The sequence below is a fragment of the Sphingomonas sp. 22176 genome (genome assembly GCF_052045505.1).
In the GTDB taxonomy this organism is placed as follows: domain Bacteria; phylum Pseudomonadota; class Alphaproteobacteria; order Sphingomonadales; family Sphingomonadaceae; genus Sphingomonas.
The window spans coordinates 183797-198711 of sequence record NZ_JBQEPL010000005.1; the positions used below are offsets into that span (position 1 = coordinate 183797).

General features: G+C 68.3%; 15 protein-coding genes. 3 read left to right on the plus strand and 12 right to left on the minus strand.

What is annotated here, in order from left to right:
- Position 1: 1 nt before the first annotated feature.
- From ACTJKY_RS16840 to ACTJKY_RS16870, 7 genes are all read right to left on the minus strand, one after another.
- Positions 2–298, minus strand: coding sequence for a DUF2849 domain-containing protein (locus ACTJKY_RS16840; protein ID WP_440847258.1), 297 nt, complete (start codon positions 296–298; stop codon positions 2–4).
- Complete coding sequence (cobA, locus tag ACTJKY_RS16845) at positions 295–1092, minus strand: uroporphyrinogen-III C-methyltransferase (protein ID WP_440847259.1); 798 nt, start codon at positions 1090–1092, stop codon at positions 295–297. Before cobA ends, ACTJKY_RS16840 begins: the two co-directional genes overlap by 4 nt.
- Positions 1093–1175: 83 nt before the next feature.
- Positions 1176–1649 (minus strand): cyclic pyranopterin monophosphate synthase MoaC, encoded by a 474-nt coding sequence (gene moaC, locus ACTJKY_RS16850; protein ID WP_440847260.1) that lies wholly within the window; start codon positions 1647–1649, stop codon positions 1176–1178.
- Entirely contained in the window at positions 1646–2416 is a 771-nt protein-coding gene (trpC, locus tag ACTJKY_RS16855; RefSeq protein ID WP_440847261.1) for an indole-3-glycerol phosphate synthase TrpC, read from the minus strand. The genes moaC and trpC overlap by 4 nt, the downstream gene beginning before the upstream one ends.
- Positions 2413–3408: an anthranilate phosphoribosyltransferase gene (trpD, locus tag ACTJKY_RS16860; RefSeq protein ID WP_440847262.1), complete on the minus strand. Its 996-nt coding sequence runs from the start codon at positions 3406–3408 to the stop codon at positions 2413–2415. Before trpD ends, trpC begins: the two co-directional genes overlap by 4 nt.
- A gap of 55 nt (positions 3409–3463) precedes the next feature.
- Positions 3464–3871, minus strand: a complete 408-nt coding sequence (locus ACTJKY_RS16865) for a hypothetical protein (protein ID WP_440847263.1) — start codon at positions 3869–3871, stop codon at positions 3464–3466.
- 45 nt (positions 3872–3916) lie between these two features.
- On the minus strand, positions 3917–4501 hold the full coding sequence (locus ACTJKY_RS16870) for an anthranilate synthase component II (RefSeq protein ID WP_440847264.1): 585 nt from the start codon (positions 4499–4501) through the stop codon (positions 3917–3919).
- A gap of 114 nt (positions 4502–4615) precedes the next feature.
- Between ACTJKY_RS16870 and ACTJKY_RS16875 the strand changes: the two genes are divergently transcribed.
- Positions 4616–5026 carry a hypothetical protein gene (locus ACTJKY_RS16875; protein ID WP_440847265.1) on the plus strand — a complete coding sequence of 137 codons (411 nt, stop codon included), beginning with the start codon at positions 4616–4618 and terminating at the stop codon, positions 5024–5026.
- 19 nt (positions 5027–5045) lie between these two features.
- On the opposite strand, the gene ACTJKY_RS16880 is transcribed toward ACTJKY_RS16875, so the two are convergent.
- Both ACTJKY_RS16880 and ACTJKY_RS16885 read right to left on the minus strand, forming a co-directional pair.
- Positions 5046–6533, minus strand: coding sequence for an anthranilate synthase component I family protein (locus tag ACTJKY_RS16880; RefSeq protein ID WP_440847302.1), 1488 nt, complete (start codon positions 6531–6533; stop codon positions 5046–5048).
- A 20-nt stretch (positions 6534–6553) separates the two neighbouring features.
- A complete protein-coding gene (locus ACTJKY_RS16885; RefSeq protein WP_440847266.1) occupies positions 6554–8494 on the minus strand; it encodes a SurA N-terminal domain-containing protein in 1941 nt (646 codons plus the stop codon).
- Positions 8495–8612: 118 nt separating this feature from the next.
- Between ACTJKY_RS16885 and tpiA the strand changes: the two genes are divergently transcribed.
- On the plus strand, positions 8613–9368 hold the full coding sequence (tpiA, locus tag ACTJKY_RS16890; protein WP_440847267.1) for a triose-phosphate isomerase: 756 nt from the start codon (positions 8613–8615) through the stop codon (positions 9366–9368).
- A 4-nt stretch (positions 9369–9372) separates the two neighbouring features.
- Entirely contained in the window at positions 9373–11370 is a 1998-nt protein-coding gene (locus ACTJKY_RS16895; RefSeq protein ID WP_440847268.1) for a putative bifunctional diguanylate cyclase/phosphodiesterase, read from the plus strand.
- On the opposite strand, the gene ACTJKY_RS16900 is transcribed toward ACTJKY_RS16895, so the two are convergent.
- The 3 genes from ACTJKY_RS16900 to ACTJKY_RS16910 form a co-directional block, all read right to left on the minus strand.
- Positions 11348–12742, minus strand: a complete 1395-nt coding sequence (locus ACTJKY_RS16900) for a leucyl aminopeptidase family protein (RefSeq protein WP_440847269.1) — start codon at positions 12740–12742, stop codon at positions 11348–11350. The two genes, ACTJKY_RS16895 and ACTJKY_RS16900, sit on opposite strands and share 23 nt — an antisense overlap.
- 75 nt (positions 12743–12817) lie before the next feature.
- Positions 12818–13459: a hypothetical protein gene (locus tag ACTJKY_RS16905; RefSeq protein ID WP_440847270.1), complete on the minus strand. Its 642-nt coding sequence runs from the start codon at positions 13457–13459 to the stop codon at positions 12818–12820.
- Positions 13456–14856, minus strand: coding sequence for a serine hydrolase domain-containing protein (locus ACTJKY_RS16910; RefSeq protein ID WP_440847271.1), 1401 nt, complete (start codon positions 14854–14856; stop codon positions 13456–13458). Before ACTJKY_RS16910 ends, ACTJKY_RS16905 begins: the two co-directional genes overlap by 4 nt.
- Between the last annotated feature and the right edge of the window lie 59 nt (positions 14857–14915).

Consider the following 14915-nt stretch of genomic DNA (forward strand, 5'->3'; position numbering starts at 1 on the left):
TTCAGATCACCCAGCTTCCGGCCTGCGGGTCGGCGGGCTTGAGGGTCAGGTCCGGGCGCACGGTGGGGCCGAGCGCGCGGATGCGGTCCTTGATGTGCGCGGGGCGGGGGCCTTCCGGCGTCGCCTGCGCGTCGATCACATAGGGTACGTTGACGCGGCGCGCGGCCTCTTCGGTCGCGGCGAGCACGTCGCCCTTGTCGCCCACGTCGACGGCCTCGGCGAGGTGGCGCGACCAGCTTTCGCCGGTCCACCAGACCACGTCGCCGGTCGAAAGATCGTTGCCCGTCAGCAGCTTCATGCCTGGTCTTCCCCCAGCGTTTCAGCGGTGCGCGCCCAGCGGGCGAGCTTGTCCTCGGCGTCCGCCAGCAGAGTCACTTCGCCGACGACGATGATCGCGGGGCTCTGGACCTCCTCGCGCTCGACCATCGGGCCCAGATCGGCAAGCAAGGTGCGGATCGCGCGATGGCCTTCGAGCGTGGCGCGCTCGAGCACTGCCACCGGCATGTCGGGTGCTACGCCATCGGCCATCAGCTTGTCGGCGATCGCCGAGGCGGTGGCGACGCCCATATAGATCACCAGCGTGCGGCCCTTGCCGGCGAGGCCCGACCAGTCCTGGTCGGTCAGCCCCTTGCACTGGCCGGCGACGAAGCTGACCGCGCTCGACCAGTCGCGATGGGTGAGCGGCAGCATCGCCTCGGCGGCGGCGCCGAGCGCAGCGGAGACGCCGGGGATCACTTCCACCGGCAGCCCGGCTTCGCGCACGGCCTCCACTTCTTCGCCGCCACGCCCGAAGATGAACGGGTCGCCGCCCTTGAGGCGGACGACGACCGCGCCGGTCTTCACATGCGCGACGATCAGTGCGTTGATCGATTCCTGCGGCAACGTGTGCTTCGAGCGGCGCTTGGCGACCGAGATGCGGTGCGCCTGGGGGGCGAGATCGAGCACGCGGTCGTCGACCAGCCCGTCATGGACCAGCACGTCGCACGCCTTCAGCGCCTCGACCGCGCGAACGGTGAGCAGGCCGGGGTCGCCAGGGCCCGCGCCGACGAGGATCACGCGGCCACGGGAATGGGGGTCGAGAAGCGTTGCCATGATGTCGCACATGGCCCGAGGGCCGCTGCGGGGCAATGGAGGAACGGTTTGGGGCGGCTAAGGGATTCTTTGCCGCCGGCGCCTCAGCCTTGGGCGCGCCAGTCGCCGGATTTGCCGCCGGTCTTGGTCAGCAGACGGATGTCGCCGAGCACCATGCCCTTATCGAGCGCCTTCGCCATGTCGTAGAGCGTGAGCAGCGTCACCGAGACGGCGGTGAGCGCTTCCATCTCCACCCCGGTCTTGCCCTCGGTTGCCGCGGTGGCGGTGGCGGTGACGCCGGTCTCGTCGAGGTCGAGGTCGATCGCCACGCGGGTGAGGGGCAGGGGGTGACAGAGCGGGATCAGCTCGGACGTCTTCTTCGCCGCCATGATCCCGGCGATGCGCGCGGTGGCGAGCACGTCGCCCTTCTTGACGCTGCCGGCGCGGATCGCCGCGGCCGCCACTGCCGACATGGTGATGCGGCCCTGCGCCACCGCCTCGCGCGCGGTGACCGCCTTGCCGCCGACATCGACCATGTGCGCCGCGCCGGTTTCGTCGAGATGGGTAAGCCCGCTCAACCGACCAGCGCCCGCGTCGCTGACTCGACATCGGCCTGCCGCATCAGCGACTCGCCGATCAGGAAGCAGCGGATGTCGTGCTCGGCCATCGCATCGAGATCGGCGCGGCTGTTGAGGCCGGACTCCGCGACGAAGGTGCAGTCCTTCGGGGCATGGCGGACGAGATCGTACGTATTCTGCACGTTGACCTCGAAGGTCTTGAGATTGCGGTTGTTCACCCCGATCAGCCGCGACTTGAGCTTTAGCGCGCGCTCCAGTTCCTCGGCGTCGTGGACCTCGACCAGCGCATCCATGCCCTGCTCGATCGCCGCTGCCTCGATCTCGGCCATCTGGCCGTCGTCCAGCGCCGAAACGATGATCAGGATTGCGTCGGCGCCGATCGCGCGCGATTCCTCGACCTGCCAGGGGTCGATCAGGAAGTCCTTGCGGATCACCGGCAGGTCGCAGGCGGCGCGCGCGGCGATCAGATAATCTTCGTGCCCCTGGAAATACTCAGCGTCGGTTAGCACCGAGAGGCACGCGGCGCCCCCCGCCGCATAAGCACGGGCATGGGCGGGCGGATCGAAATCGGCGCGGATCAGACCCTTGGAGGGGCTGGCCTTCTTGATCTCCGCGATCAGGCCATAGCCGCCGGCCGCAGCGCGCGCGTCGAGCGCTGCCTTGAAGCCGCGGGGCGCGGTGGGCGTCGGCCGGGCATGCCGCGCTGCCTTGCGGGCGGCGACTTCGGTGCGCTTGGTGGCGATGATCGTGTCGAGGATGGTGCTCATGCGAAGGCGATCCAGCAGTCGAGAAGGGCGTTGGCAAGCCCGTTGTCGAGCATCTCGGCGGCTTCCTCCACCCCGTCCCGTAGGTCATCGGCGCGGCCCGCGACCATCAGTGCGGCAGCCGCGTTGAGCAGCACGGCATCGCGATAGGCGCCGTGCTCGCCCTGGAGCAGGCGGCGTAGCGCAAGGGCGTTGTATTCGGGATCGCCGCCGCGAATCGCCGCAAGCGGGTGGCGCGGCAGGCCGGCATCCTCGGGGGTGATCCGGGTCGGCAGCCTGGCGCGGCCGACATTGACGACGACGCTCGCCGCCTCGGTCGACAGCTCGTCCAGCGCATCCTCGCCGGAAACGACCGCTGCCGCCTCGACCCCAAGCTGCTCGAGGGCCTCGGCATAGACCGGCGCGTAATCGGGCCGGGCGATACCGATCAGCTGGTACCGGACATGCGCCGGGTTGGCGAGCGGACCCATCAGGTTGAAGATCGTCCGCCGACCGATCCGCCGCCGGATCGGCGCGATGCGCCCCAGCGAGGGATGGTGGTGCTGGGCGAACAGGAAAGCGATGCCGATTTCGTTGAGGCTTTCCTCGGCCCGCGCTGCGGCACGATCGAGGTTGAGCCCCAGCGCCTCCAGCGTATCCGCCGCGCCCGCCTTGGACGAAGCGGCGCGGTTGCCGTGCTTCGCCACCGGCACCCCGGCCGCCGCGACGACAAGGCTCACCGCGGTCGATACGTTGAGAGTATGGTGCCCGTCGCCGCCGGTGCCGCACACGTCGATCGCGCCTTCGGGGGCGGTGATCGGAATCAGCCGGTTGCGCAGCGCGCGGGCGGCCTCGGCAATTTCGATGCTGGTTTCGCCGCGCAGCGAGAGCGCGATGAGGAAGGCCTCGATCTCCGCCTCGGGCGCGGTGCCGTCGAGAATGTCGGCGAAGGCCTGCGCGGCGGTTTCGCGGGCAAGCGGGGAGGACGGATCGGGAAGCAGGCTCAGGCTGGTCACGCCGCCTCTATTCCGGGGCGCGGCCAGCCTGTCGAGCAAATCCTGCTTGGACGCTTCAGTTGCTCTTCTTCGGCCGGGTGTAGGGCACGAATTCCCCAAGCGAGACGAAGCCGCGCGGGAAATAGGAGGTGCGGTCGATCAGCCGCACCGTGTCGATGCTGCACAGCTGCGATCCGAAGGCGTTGGTCACCAGGATCGAATTGTCGTCGAGCTGGTCGGCACCGCCGCGCGGGCGGTTGACGTAGAGCGTGTTGCCCAGCGTGTAGACGATCGCCGTGCCGTCGATGACTTGGCTCGCGCCCGTCATGCTCAGGCTGATGCAGTCGACCGGCTTGCCCGCGACTCGGCCGTCGAGCAGCTTGGCCAGCTTCTCCTCGGGCGTGGCGCGGTGGCGCTGGGCGTTGGCGACAGGCGCCGCGAACAACGCGGCACCGGCGAGCAGGGTGGCGAGGGTCATCTTCATGGCGCGACCCCTAGCACATCCGCGATGAACCGAGCCTGACGAAAGTTAGACCGTGGCGGTCGCTTCGATGCCCGCCAGCCGCAGGAAATTGGCCAGCATCGCATGGCCGTGTTCGGTGGCGATGCTTTCGGGGTGGAACTGCACGCTGTGGATCGGCAGCGAGGCGTGCCGGAAGCCCATCACCGATCCGTCCTCGGCGGTGGCGTTGACCACCAGGCTGTCCGGAATGTCGGTGACGATCAGCGAGTGATAGCGCGTCGCGGTGAAGGGCGAGGGCAGGTCGGTGAACAGCCCGGTGCCGTCATGGCGCACCGGCGAGGTCTTGCCGTGCATCAGCCCGCCGCGCACGACGCTGCCGCCGAAATGCTGGCCGATCGCCTGGTGCCCCAGGCACACGCCGAGCAGCGGCTTGCCGAGATCGGCACAAGCGGCGACCAGATCCAGGCTGATCCCCGCTTCGTTCGGCGTGCAGGGGCCGGGCGAAATCAGAAAACCCTGCGCATTGCTGGCGATCGCGTCGTTCGCGGTCAGCGCATCGTTGCGTACCACCTGCACCTCCACACCCAATTCCATCAGATAATGGACGAGGTTCCAGGTGAAGCTGTCATAGTTGTCGAGCACGAGGATCATGGGCGCAGACCTAGGCGCTCCCGCGCGCTTGCACAATCCGGCCTTGCGCGCGCCACACTGCGGCGGCACCGCTGGCGGGTCAGGGACGTTGTGTCACCTTCCAGGAGTATTCCCATGCTTGCCCGTTTGATGCTTGCCACCGCCCTGCTCGCCGCGCCGGCGTTCGCGCAGACCCAGGACCAGACGGCGCAGGACGGCCCGCCCAAGCGGGTGCGCAGTATCCTGCTCTATGGCCAGGAAAGCTGCCCGAAGCCGGCCAACCCGGACGAGATCGTCGTCTGCTCCAACGCCGGGGAATCGCCGTACCGCATCCCCAAGCGTTTCCGCGACCAGCCGAAGCAGGATGCGCCCTCGACCAGCTGGACCCGCCGCATGGAAGTGGTGGAGAACGTGAACAGCCGCGGCATGCCGAACAGCTGTTCGACCGTCGGCACCGGCGGACAGACCGGCTGCACCCGGCAGATGCTGCAGCAATGGTATCAGGACAAGCTGGACAAGGAGGCGAAGGCCTCGCGCGTCCCCTGAGCGAGAAAGGCGGGCCGGCCTATTGGCCGAAGCCCGCCTCGCTGGCCCGCGCGATCGCCTCGCGCGCGGCGGCGAACAGCGCGCCGGACTTGGCTTCGCATTCGCGCTGTTCAGAGACCGGGTCGGAATCGGCGACGATGCCGGCGCCGGCCTGCACGTGCATCACCCCGTCCTTCACCAGCGCGGTGCGCAGCACGATGCACGAGTCCATCGAACCATCCGGCGAGAAATAGCCGACGCCGCCCGCATAGGGCCCACGCGTCTCCGCCTCCAGCTCGGCGATGATCTCGCAGGCGCGCACCTTGGGCGCGCCGCTCACCGTACCCGCCGGGAAGCCGGCGAACAGCGCGTCGATCGCGTCCGCATCCTTGCGCAACTTGCCCACCACGTTCGACACGATGTGCATCACATGGCTGTAGAACTCGACCGTATAGCTGTCGGTCACCTTGACGGTGCCGGGCGCAGCAGCGCGGCCGACGTCGTTGCGGCCGAGATCGAGCAGCATCAGATGTTCGGCGCGCTCCTTGGGATCGGCGAGCAGCGAGGTACGGTGCGCCTCGTCCTCGGCAGCCGTTCGGCCGCGGGGCCGCGTGCCGGCGATCGGCCGGATGGTGATCTCGCCGTCGCGGGCGCGGACCAGGATCTCCGGGCTCGATCCGGTGAGCGCAAAGCCCGGGAGGTCGAGATGGTAGAGGAAGGGCGAGGGGTTGATCCGCCGCAGCGCGCGATACAGCTCGAACGGCGGCAGCGGGAAGGGCGCGGTGAAGCGCTGGGCGAGCACCACCTGGAAGATGTCGCCCGCCGCGATATATTCCTTCGCCGCGGCGACCATCTCGCCATAGCGGCCTTCCGGCAGCACCGGGGCCGGCTCGATCGCGAGCGGATCGGCACGGACGGGGGCGGGCAGGCGCGCGCTGGCAAGCTGCGCCGCAACCGCGTCGATCCGCTCCGCAGCGAGTTCGGGATCGGCGCCCGGCCAGACGGGGGCGACGAAAAAGAGCGTATCCGCCAGCCGATCGAAGACCAGCAGCACGGTCGGCCGCACGAAGATCATGTCCGGCACGCCGACCGGGCTCTGCGGCGGGCGGGGGAGCTTCTCCACCAGCCCGACGGTCTCGTAGCTGAAATAGCCGACCAGGCAGGCGAGCGCGCGCGGCAGCTCGGCCGGCACATCCATCCGGCAGTCGGCGACCAGTTCGCGCAGTGCCGCCAGCGGGTCGTCCGACAGCGGCTCGAACGCGGCGCGATCGGTGAGCCAGTGCGGGTTGAGCTCGGCGCGGGTGCCGGTCGCGCGGAACACCAGATCCGGCGCGAGCCCGATCAGGCTGTGCCGGCCGCGGACTGACCCGCCTTCGACCGATTCGAGCAGGAAGTCGCCCCGGCCGGGCTCGATCAGCTTGAGCGCGGCGGCAACCGGCGTTTCGGTATCGGCCACCTGCTGCCGCCAGACCAGCGCAGGGCGGCCGGCGGCGAGGGCTGCGTGGGCGGCGTCGATACCCTGGATCACAGCCCGGTTCACCGGCCGATTCACTGGCCGCCGCTGCGCTGCAGGTCGGCGCGCAGGCGGGCGATCGCCGCCTCGTTGCGGCGGACCTTGAGCGCGCTCACCAGCGAAGCGGCGAACTGGGTTTCATATTCCTGCGCACCCACCTGGCCCAGCGCCTGGGTGATCGACTGGAGCATCTGCGGGCCCTGCGGATCGCCTGCGATGCTGCCCGGCTGGATGGTGTCGACATAGACGACGTAATAGCCGGCGCGGTTCGGGGCCTCGACCAGACGCGCGGTCTTGGCCGGCATGTCGAACGCCATCTGGATGAAGTTCTCCTTGCCGCGCAGCTCGCTGCGCTTGAAGTCGAACGGCTTGGGCGAGGCACCCTTGCTCGCGCCTACTTCGGCCAGCGCCTGCGCCATCGGCACGCCCTTCTGCAGCTTGGGCAGCATCGCGGTGGCCGCGGCACGTGCCTTGGCCAGCGCCTGGTCGAGCAGATAGTCGGCCTTCACCTTCTCGGTGATCTGGGCGAGCGGACGCGGCGCGGCCGGCACGACCTTCTCCAGCGAGACGAGCGCGAAGCTGCCGTCCTTGCCCACGGGCACCACCTGCGGCTCGTCGCCGGCCTGTTCGAAGCCGAAGCCGGCCTTCATCACCGCGGTGACGGTGGCGTCGGGCTGATAGGCGGCGTTGTCCGGATCGGTGCCGTTGGCGATCAGCGCGGGGCTGCGCACCGCGGTCAGCTTGGCCTTGGCAACGGCTTCGTCGAAGGTCGCGCCGTCGCCGACGGCGTCCTCGATCGCCTGGCGCGAATCGGCGAGCAGCGCGGCAAGCTTGCGCTTGGCGACTTCCTCGGTGAGCCCGGTGCGGACCTGGTCGAGGCTGCGGGCGGCGATCTTCTCGACTTTGCTCACGCGGTAGACGAACCAGGCGCCGCCGAGCTGGACCGGGCCCTGCAGGGCGGTCGCCGGGGCGGCGAAGGCGGCGTCGGCGAAGGGCGCGGAGACCTGCTTGGCGAGGCCGGCCTTGTCGTTCGCCTCGATGGTGCGGGCTTCCAGGCCGGCCGCCTTGGCGGCTGCGGCCAAGTCACCGCCCTTGGCGGCTGCTGCAACCTTAGCGGCGACCGACTGGCTGATCGCCTGGACCAGCTCGACGCCGCGCTTTTCGCTGGCGGCGTATTTGGCGGCGTCCTTCTTGTAGGCGGCGGCGATTTCGGCCTCGGTCGGCGTGGTCTGCGCCTTCAGCGCGTCGGGCTGGGCGACGGCGTAGCGGACGATGCGGCGCTCGGGCACCTGGTAGCGGCTGCGGTTCTGCGCGTAATAGCCGGCGAGCGTGTTGGCGTCGGGCGCGGCGCCCGGATCCATCGCCAGCGACTGGACGAAACCGACGATGCCGGTGCGGCGCTCGAGCAGCGTCGCGACATAGGGGGTCACCACGCCGGCGGGGGCGGGGGCGCGCAGGGTGACCGGGCCGACCAGCCAGGCGGCGTAGCGCTGCGTGGTCATCCCCTCGCGGAGCTGCGCCGGGGTGAGGCGATTCTGCGCGAGCAGCTGCTCGAAGGTCTGCTGGCTGAACTTGCCGTCCATGCCCGCGAACTGCGGATTGTTGACGATATCCGTGTCGATCAGCTTCTTGCCGACCGCCATGCCGTTCTGATTTGCGAATGCCTCGATCGCGGCGGTGTTGACGGCGTCGTTCAGGGCGGCCTCGAACCCGCCCTGTGCCAGCACCTGCGCCATCGTTAGGTTCTGGCCCTGCGCCTGCGCGTTGCGGACATAGCGCTCCAGCCGATCGCGGACCTGCTGCTCGGTCACCTTCTCGCCCGCCACCGTCGCCAGCGCGCCGCTGCTGCCGGTGATCCCCTGGCGCATGCCCGTGACGTCACTCGCCGCAAAGGCGATCGCGAGCAGGCCCAGGAAGATGAAGACGATGATCAGGCCGTAGCGCGACTTGGTGAAGTTCCGGAAGGCGTTGAGCATGGAGAGCCGTTCGTTCGAGGAATTTGGGCCCGCTTTAGGGCCGGTGCCGCGCGCCTTCAAGCTTGTGCCGCGCGACGCAATCGGTATCGACTGTGCCGAAACATTCGGAGAGTGATGGATGCGCCGCAAGCTGGTCGCTGGAAACTGGAAGATGCACGGCATGCGTTCGCATCTGGGCGAGATCGAAGCGATCGCCGCCGCGGCACGGGCGCATCCTCAGGTCGACGCGTTGCTCTGCGTGCCCTACACCTTGATCGCGGCAGCGGCGGACATCGCCGCCGACTTCACGATCGGCGCGCAGGACGTGCACGAGAGTGATCAGGGTGCCCATACCGGCGACATCTCAGCACCGATGCTGGTAGAGGCGGGTGCCAAGGTGGTGATCGTCGGCCATTCCGAGCGCCGGGCCGACCATGCCGAGACCAGCCACCACACCTGGGCGAAGGCCGCTGCCGCGCGTCGGCACGGGCTGAACGTCATCCTCTGCTGCGGCGAGACGGAGGCCGAGCACGATGCCGGCCGCGCCGAGCGCATCGTCCAGTCGCAGATCGAGAAGTCGCTGCCCGACGGCGCCGCGCCCGACTGGCTGACCATCGCCTATGAGCCGCGCTGGGCGATCGGCACCGGCAAGACCCCGACGCTGGACGAGATCGGCACGATGCACGCGATCCTGCGCGCCAAGCTGCGCGGGATGATCGGCCCCTCTGCCAACGACATGCGGATCCTGTACGGAGGCTCGGTGAGCGGCGCCAATGCCGCGTCCATTCTTGCCGTGGACGATGTCGACGGCGCGTTGGTCGGCGGGGCCAGCCTCACTGCCGCCAAGTTCGTGCCGATCATCGAGGCGGCGGCGCAAATAGCGACGGGGGATTAACCTGTTGTCGGGGGTCTGGCGCTACAAGGCCTCCATGCTGCCGCGGATTCACCTCGTACGTTCGGGAAGGACCAAGCTCGACCGGGCGATCCTGACCGAACAATATCGGGTGCTGGGGAAGCAGATTCCCCTGATGTACATGCTCGTTTTCATGGACGCGGTGTTCCTCGGCTTCGCCTCCTACGGATCGGTGTCGACGCGGCTGAGCGTGGGAGCGCCGATCCTGCTTGGTCTCGCGGCGGCGGTGCGGAGCGTGCTTTGGGTCACGCGGCGGAAGGACGACGCGCCCAGTTTGCGCCGGATCCGCAGATACCTGATCGGCACGATTCTCGCGGCCGTGGTGCTCAGCCTCGCTTTTGGAGGTTGGGCGCTGGTTCTGTTCACCGACGCAGATATCTCCCGTCGCGCCAGCATTGCCCTCTATATCTTCATCGGTGCGGTAACCTGCTGCTACTGTCTGCAGACCTTTCCCGTCGGCGGATGGCTGGTGATGGGGTGCGGTGCTTCGCCCGTGATCGTCTGCCTGCTCTTTTCCGGCGATCGATACCTCGTTGCGCTTGGCATCAACATCATCTTGGTATCGGCCGTGATTCTCCGGATGATCGGGGCAAGCCATGCCGGCTTCGTCGAAGTGCTCGCCTCGCGTGCCGAAATGGCGACGGGCCAGCGCCGCGCGCGACTGGCCGAGCAGCGCGCCCACCAGCTTGCCTATCACGACCCGCTGACCGGCCTGCCGAACCGCCGCGCGTTCACCGAATATCTCCGCGGCGCCGAGCCGCACCGATTCGGGCTGATGCTCGTCGACCTCGATCGCTTCAAGTCGATCAACGATGTCCATGGCCACCCGATCGGCGACCAGCTGCTGCGCGCGGTCGCGGGTCGGCTGAGCTGGGTGGTGGGCGAAGGCGGTCGCAGCTATCGGCTGGGCGGCGACGAGTTCGCGATCACCCTGCCGTTCAACGACGACGACCTGGACCGGGTGCGTAGCGTGGCGCATGCTATCGTCCGCGAGGTGGCGCGGCCGTTCCTGATCGACGAGCGGATGCACCATATCGGCGCCAGCGTCGGCATCGCGCTCTATCCGGAGGATGCGCTCGATGCCGATACGTTGATGCGCCGCGCCGACGTCGCGCTCTACCAGGCCAAGGAGGCCGGTCGCGGCTGCTACTGCGCCTTTGCCAGCCAAATGGACGCCGAGATCCGCCGTCGCTCGACGATCGAGGCCGAGATGCGCGACGGGCTGACCCAGGGCCTGTTCTACCCGCGCTACCAGCCGATCATCGACCTGCGCACCGGCCAGGTGACCGGCTTCGAGCTCCTCGCCCGCTGGCGACGCGAGGATGCCGAGATCGGGCCCGACCAGTTCATTCCGATCGCCGAAGAGTGCGGGCTGCTCAACACGCTGATGCTCGACCTGCTCGACCGTGCCTGTTCGGAGACGCGTGACTGGCAAGTGCCGGCGGGCCTCGCGATCAACATCTCGCCGGGCCAGCTTCGCGACGACTGGCTGAGCCACAAGATCCTGTCGGTCCTCGCACGCACCGGCTTCCCGCCGCAGCGCCTGACCGTCGAGATCACCGAGAACGCGCTGATCGTCGATGCGGATAAGGCGCATCACGCGATCGAGTCGCTCAAGAATCAGGGCGTCCAGCTAGCGCTCGACGATTTCGGCACCGGCTATGCCTCGATCCAGCACCTGCGCATGCTGCCGTTCGACAAGATCAAGATCGACCGCTCCTTCGTTGATTCGCTGAGCGAAAGCGCCGAGAAGCTGCGGATCGTCCGCGCGATCCTCGGCCTCGCGAACACGCTGGAGCTGCCGGTGGTGGCCGAGGGGATCGAGACGCTGGAGACCGCCGAGCTGCTGCGCGCGCTAGGCTGCGCGCAGGGGCAGGGCTATCTGTTCGGCCGTCCGATGGACAAGGAAGAAGTCCAGCTCTGGCTCGCCGACGGCGTGATGCCGCCGGCGGCCGAAGCGCTTATCCGCCGTAACGGTCCTTGAGCACCTTCCACGTGGCGCGCAGGCTCACCGCCTCGGCGCCCTTGGGGCGGCCTGGCTTGGGGCTGCCGTTCCAGCAGAAGATGTCGAAATGGGCCCATTGGGCCTTGGCCGGCACGAATTCCTTGAGGAACAGCGCGGCGGTGATCGCGCCGCCGAAAGGGCCCTCGGCAGCGTTGACCATGTCCGCCACGTCCGACTTCAGCAGATCCTTGTACGGATCGTAGAGCGGCATCCGCCAGATCGGGTCGGCCTCTTCCTCGCCGGCTGCGATGATTTCCGCGGCCAGTGTATCGTCATTGGCGAACAGCGCCTGGAGGTCCGCACCCAACGCCACGCGCGCGGCGCCGGTGAGGGTCGCGAAGTCGAACACCAGCTCGGGGTTCTTTTCCTCCGCCTTGGTAAGCGCATCGCCCAGGATCAGGCGGCCTTCGGCATCGGTGTTGCTGTTCTCGACGGTGATGCCCTTGCGCGAGATCATCACGTCGCCCGGACGCGTCGCCTCGCCCGAGATCGAGTTCTCGACGGCGGGGACGAGCATGTGGAGCCGCACCGGCAGCTTGTTCTGCATCACCAGTTCGGCAAGCGCGAGCGCGTGTGCGGCGCCGCCCATGTCCTTCTTCATCAGCCGCATGCCGCTGGCCGGCTTGATGTCGAGCCCGCCGCTGTCGAAGCACACGCCCTTGCCGATGATCGCGATGCGCGGATGCTCGGGGTTGCCCCATTCGAGCTCGATCAGCCGCGGCTCGCGACCCTTGCCGGCGGCCTGGCCGACGGCGTGGAGCATGCCATAGCCCTGCTCCAGCGCGTCGCCCTTCACCACCGAAAAGGTGGCGCCATAGGCCTTGGCGAGCTCGGCGCCGGCATCTTCCAGATCGGCCGGGCTCATGTCGTTGGCGCCGGTGTTGATCCGGTCGCGCAGCTTGAAGGCGACGGCGGCCATGCGCACCGCCTCTTCCATCTTCACCGGATCGGCGGTGAGCAGCACGCGCGGGCCTTGCGCCTTGGGATCGGCCTTCTTGTAGCGATCGAACTTGTACTGGGCAGCCAGCCAGCCATAGATCGCCTTGCCGGGCTCCACGCCTTCGACGCGGTAGCTGCCCTCGGGCAGCGTTTCGGCTAGCTTGGCGAGGCACCAGGGCCCGAGCTTCTCGATATTGGCGACGACCGAGACGACCGACCAGTCCTCGGGCGCATCGCCGGGCAGGATCGCGCTCGAATGGGCCGAGCCGCTGAGCTTCTGCGCGGCGGCGGCGGCTCGGTGGCGTGGCGGCTGCGCGGCGAGCCAGGCGTCATAGCCCTTGGCGTCGATCAGGTGGATGGTGCGAGCGGCTTGGCCGCGATCGGGCTGAACGAGCGTGTTGAGATCCGTCATGCGCCTGATCTAGGACGCCGAGCGCCCCGCGCCTAGCCCGGACGCCCCTGGTTTTTTGGCCAGGGGGGCGCCGGATCACTTCGCTACAGGCAGCATCGTCTTCCACCGCGCGTCGAGCCGGGCCTGGGCATGGTCGCGTTTCACCTTCGACACCAGCGAAATGCCGCGGAGGGTGACGCTGTGCCCGCCGAGGAACTTGCCCGAGATGGTATAGCCGACATCGTACAGCGCCACGTCCTCGTGCGGATCGCCGTCGGCGAGATATTGGGTGACGATCACCACCGGCAGCCGCTCGTCGCCGCGGCTGTTGTCAGGCAGCCCTGCAGCCTCACGCGCCTTTACCAGTGCGTGCTCGAACCAGCCGCCCTCGACCCGCGGCTCGCCGGTGGTCGCCGCGGGCGAGACGCCGAGCGCGGTCGGGAAGAGGATGGTCTGGCTCTGCACCGATTGCTCGGGCGCGGCGGGCTTCAGCGCCAGCGTCTGCTTGCCGCCATCGGCCGCGACCAGCACCAGCTTGGCAATTTTGGCGGAGGTGCGCTGCTCGGTGGCCGCCTTCTCGGCCTTGGTCTCGCGGCGATCGTTCCAGTTGTTCCAGAGGGTAAGGCCGGAGATCAGCACCGCGGCGACCCCGAGTACCTCGCCCAGCGTGATCCACCGCCGCCGCACCTTGGCTGCTTCGGCGCGGTCCTTGGCGCGGCTTTCGGCTTCGTCGCTCATCGCGGCATCACCAGGAACTGCTCGAACTTGCCGTCGGCGCCGGGCTCGGCATAGGTCACCGCGACCAGCATGCGATCCTTGTAGCGGATCATGTAGTTGCGGTTGACGAAGCCGCCGCGCAGCCGCGCCTTGCCGATGGGGGTGAAGGACGTAGGCTCGCCGAGCGGAGCCAGGCTGGTGCGGTAATCGCCAAGTGCCGTGGCATCGAAATAATAGTTGGCGTCGTCGGTCATCAGGCTGCGATCGGGGGTGCCGGCGCGGAGCTGGTCGAACAGCTTCCGCGCAAGGGCGTCGCGCTGCTGGTCGAGCGTCAGCGCCGCCGGCGATTGGGTGACGGGCAGCAGCAGATCGAGGATGCCCTGGGCGATCACGTCCTGTGCGCCGCCGAAATCGGCGCTGACCAGCGAGACGACGGCGAACTTCTCCTCCGGGACCACGACGTTGCTCGACAGAAAGCCGACCGCCTCGCCGCCGTGCGACACCTGCTTCTTGCCGCCATGCTCGCCCAGCGACACGCCGAGACCGTAATGAGTGGGGGCACCATCGGCGAGCTTCACCTCGGTTTCCTGCACCGCCCAGTCGGTGGGCGTCAGCACCTTGCGATCGATGCGGGCGATGTCCCACTTGGCGAGATCGGCGGCGCTCATCGCCAGCTCGCCGGCCGCCCACAGCCAGCCGTCCGCCGCCGGCTTGGCCGGGCGCACGGGCCCCAGCGCATAGCGATGCGTGCCCTGCGGGAAGCCCTTGCCGACTGCCTTGTCCTGGTCGATCGCCTGCATGGCCAGGGGCTTGAAGATCTTCGACTGGAGAAAGTCGAGCAGCTTCTTGCCCGAGGCCTTCTCGATGATCATGCCCGCCACGACATAGCCGGTGTTCGAATATTGCCACGCGGTGCCGGGGGTGAAGTCGAGCGGCTTCTTCGCCCAGCGATCAACGATCTGCTGCGGCGTCACCGCGGTTTCCATCGCCTTGAAGCTATAGTCCTGCGGCCAGTAATCCTGCAGGCCGGCGGTGTGGCTGAGCAGCTGGCGAATGGTAATCTTGTCGGCGTCGGTAACGTCCGGCACCCATTTCGACACCTTGTCGTCGAGGCTGAGCTTGCCCTCGTCTGCCAGCAGCAGGATCGCCGCGGCGGTGAACTGCTTGGAGATCGACGCGATCTGGTACTTCGCGTTCGCGTCCGGCCCCTTGGCGATGCCGGGGCCCTGGTCGCCATAGGCCTTGGTGAAGACGATCTTGCCGTCGCGCACGATCGCGATCGAGGCGGAAGGGACTCCGCTGCTCTTCAGCGCATCCGCGACGATCGTATCGACCTTGGCGGTCTGCTCGGGCGTGAGCTGCTGGGCGGCGGCGGGGGTGACGATCAGCAGGGTGGCGGCAACAGCGGTACGGAACATCGGGCCTCCGGGAGATTGTCCCGGAGGCTTAGCGCTGCCGGCGCACCCTGCCAACGACG

Bases quoted from the DNA above. Each gene is read 5' to 3' on its own strand.
- ACTJKY_RS16910 (WP_440847271.1), bottom strand. From the start codon at position 14,856: ATGTTCCGTACCGCTGTTGCCGCCACCCTGCTGATCGTCACCCCCGCC.
- ACTJKY_RS16875 (WP_440847265.1), top strand. From the start codon at position 4,616: ATGCTTGCCCGTTTGATGCTTGCCACCGCCCTGCTCGCCGCGCCGGCG.
- ACTJKY_RS16840 (WP_440847258.1), bottom strand. From the start codon at position 298: ATGAAGCTGCTGACGGGCAACGATCTTTCGACCGGCGACGTGGTCTGG.
- tpiA (WP_440847267.1), top strand. From the start codon at position 8,613: ATGCGCCGCAAGCTGGTCGCTGGAAACTGGAAGATGCACGGCATGCGT.
- ACTJKY_RS16905 (WP_440847270.1), bottom strand. From the start codon at position 13,459: ATGAGCGACGAAGCCGAAAGCCGCGCCAAGGACCGCGCCGAAGCAGCC.
- ACTJKY_RS16885 (WP_440847266.1), bottom strand. From the start codon at position 8,494: ATGCTCAACGCCTTCCGGAACTTCACCAAGTCGCGCTACGGCCTGATC.
- ACTJKY_RS16900 (WP_440847269.1), bottom strand. From the start codon at position 12,742: ATGACGGATCTCAACACGCTCGTTCAGCCCGATCGCGGCCAAGCCGCT.
- ACTJKY_RS16870 (WP_440847264.1), bottom strand. From the start codon at position 4,501: ATGATCCTCGTGCTCGACAACTATGACAGCTTCACCTGGAACCTCGTC.
- cobA (WP_440847259.1), bottom strand. From the start codon at position 1,092: ATGGCAACGCTTCTCGACCCCCATTCCCGTGGCCGCGTGATCCTCGTC.
- ACTJKY_RS16865 (WP_440847263.1), bottom strand. From the start codon at position 3,871: ATGAAGATGACCCTCGCCACCCTGCTCGCCGGTGCCGCGTTGTTCGCG.
- trpC (WP_440847261.1), bottom strand. From the start codon at position 2,416: ATGAGCACCATCCTCGACACGATCATCGCCACCAAGCGCACCGAAGTC.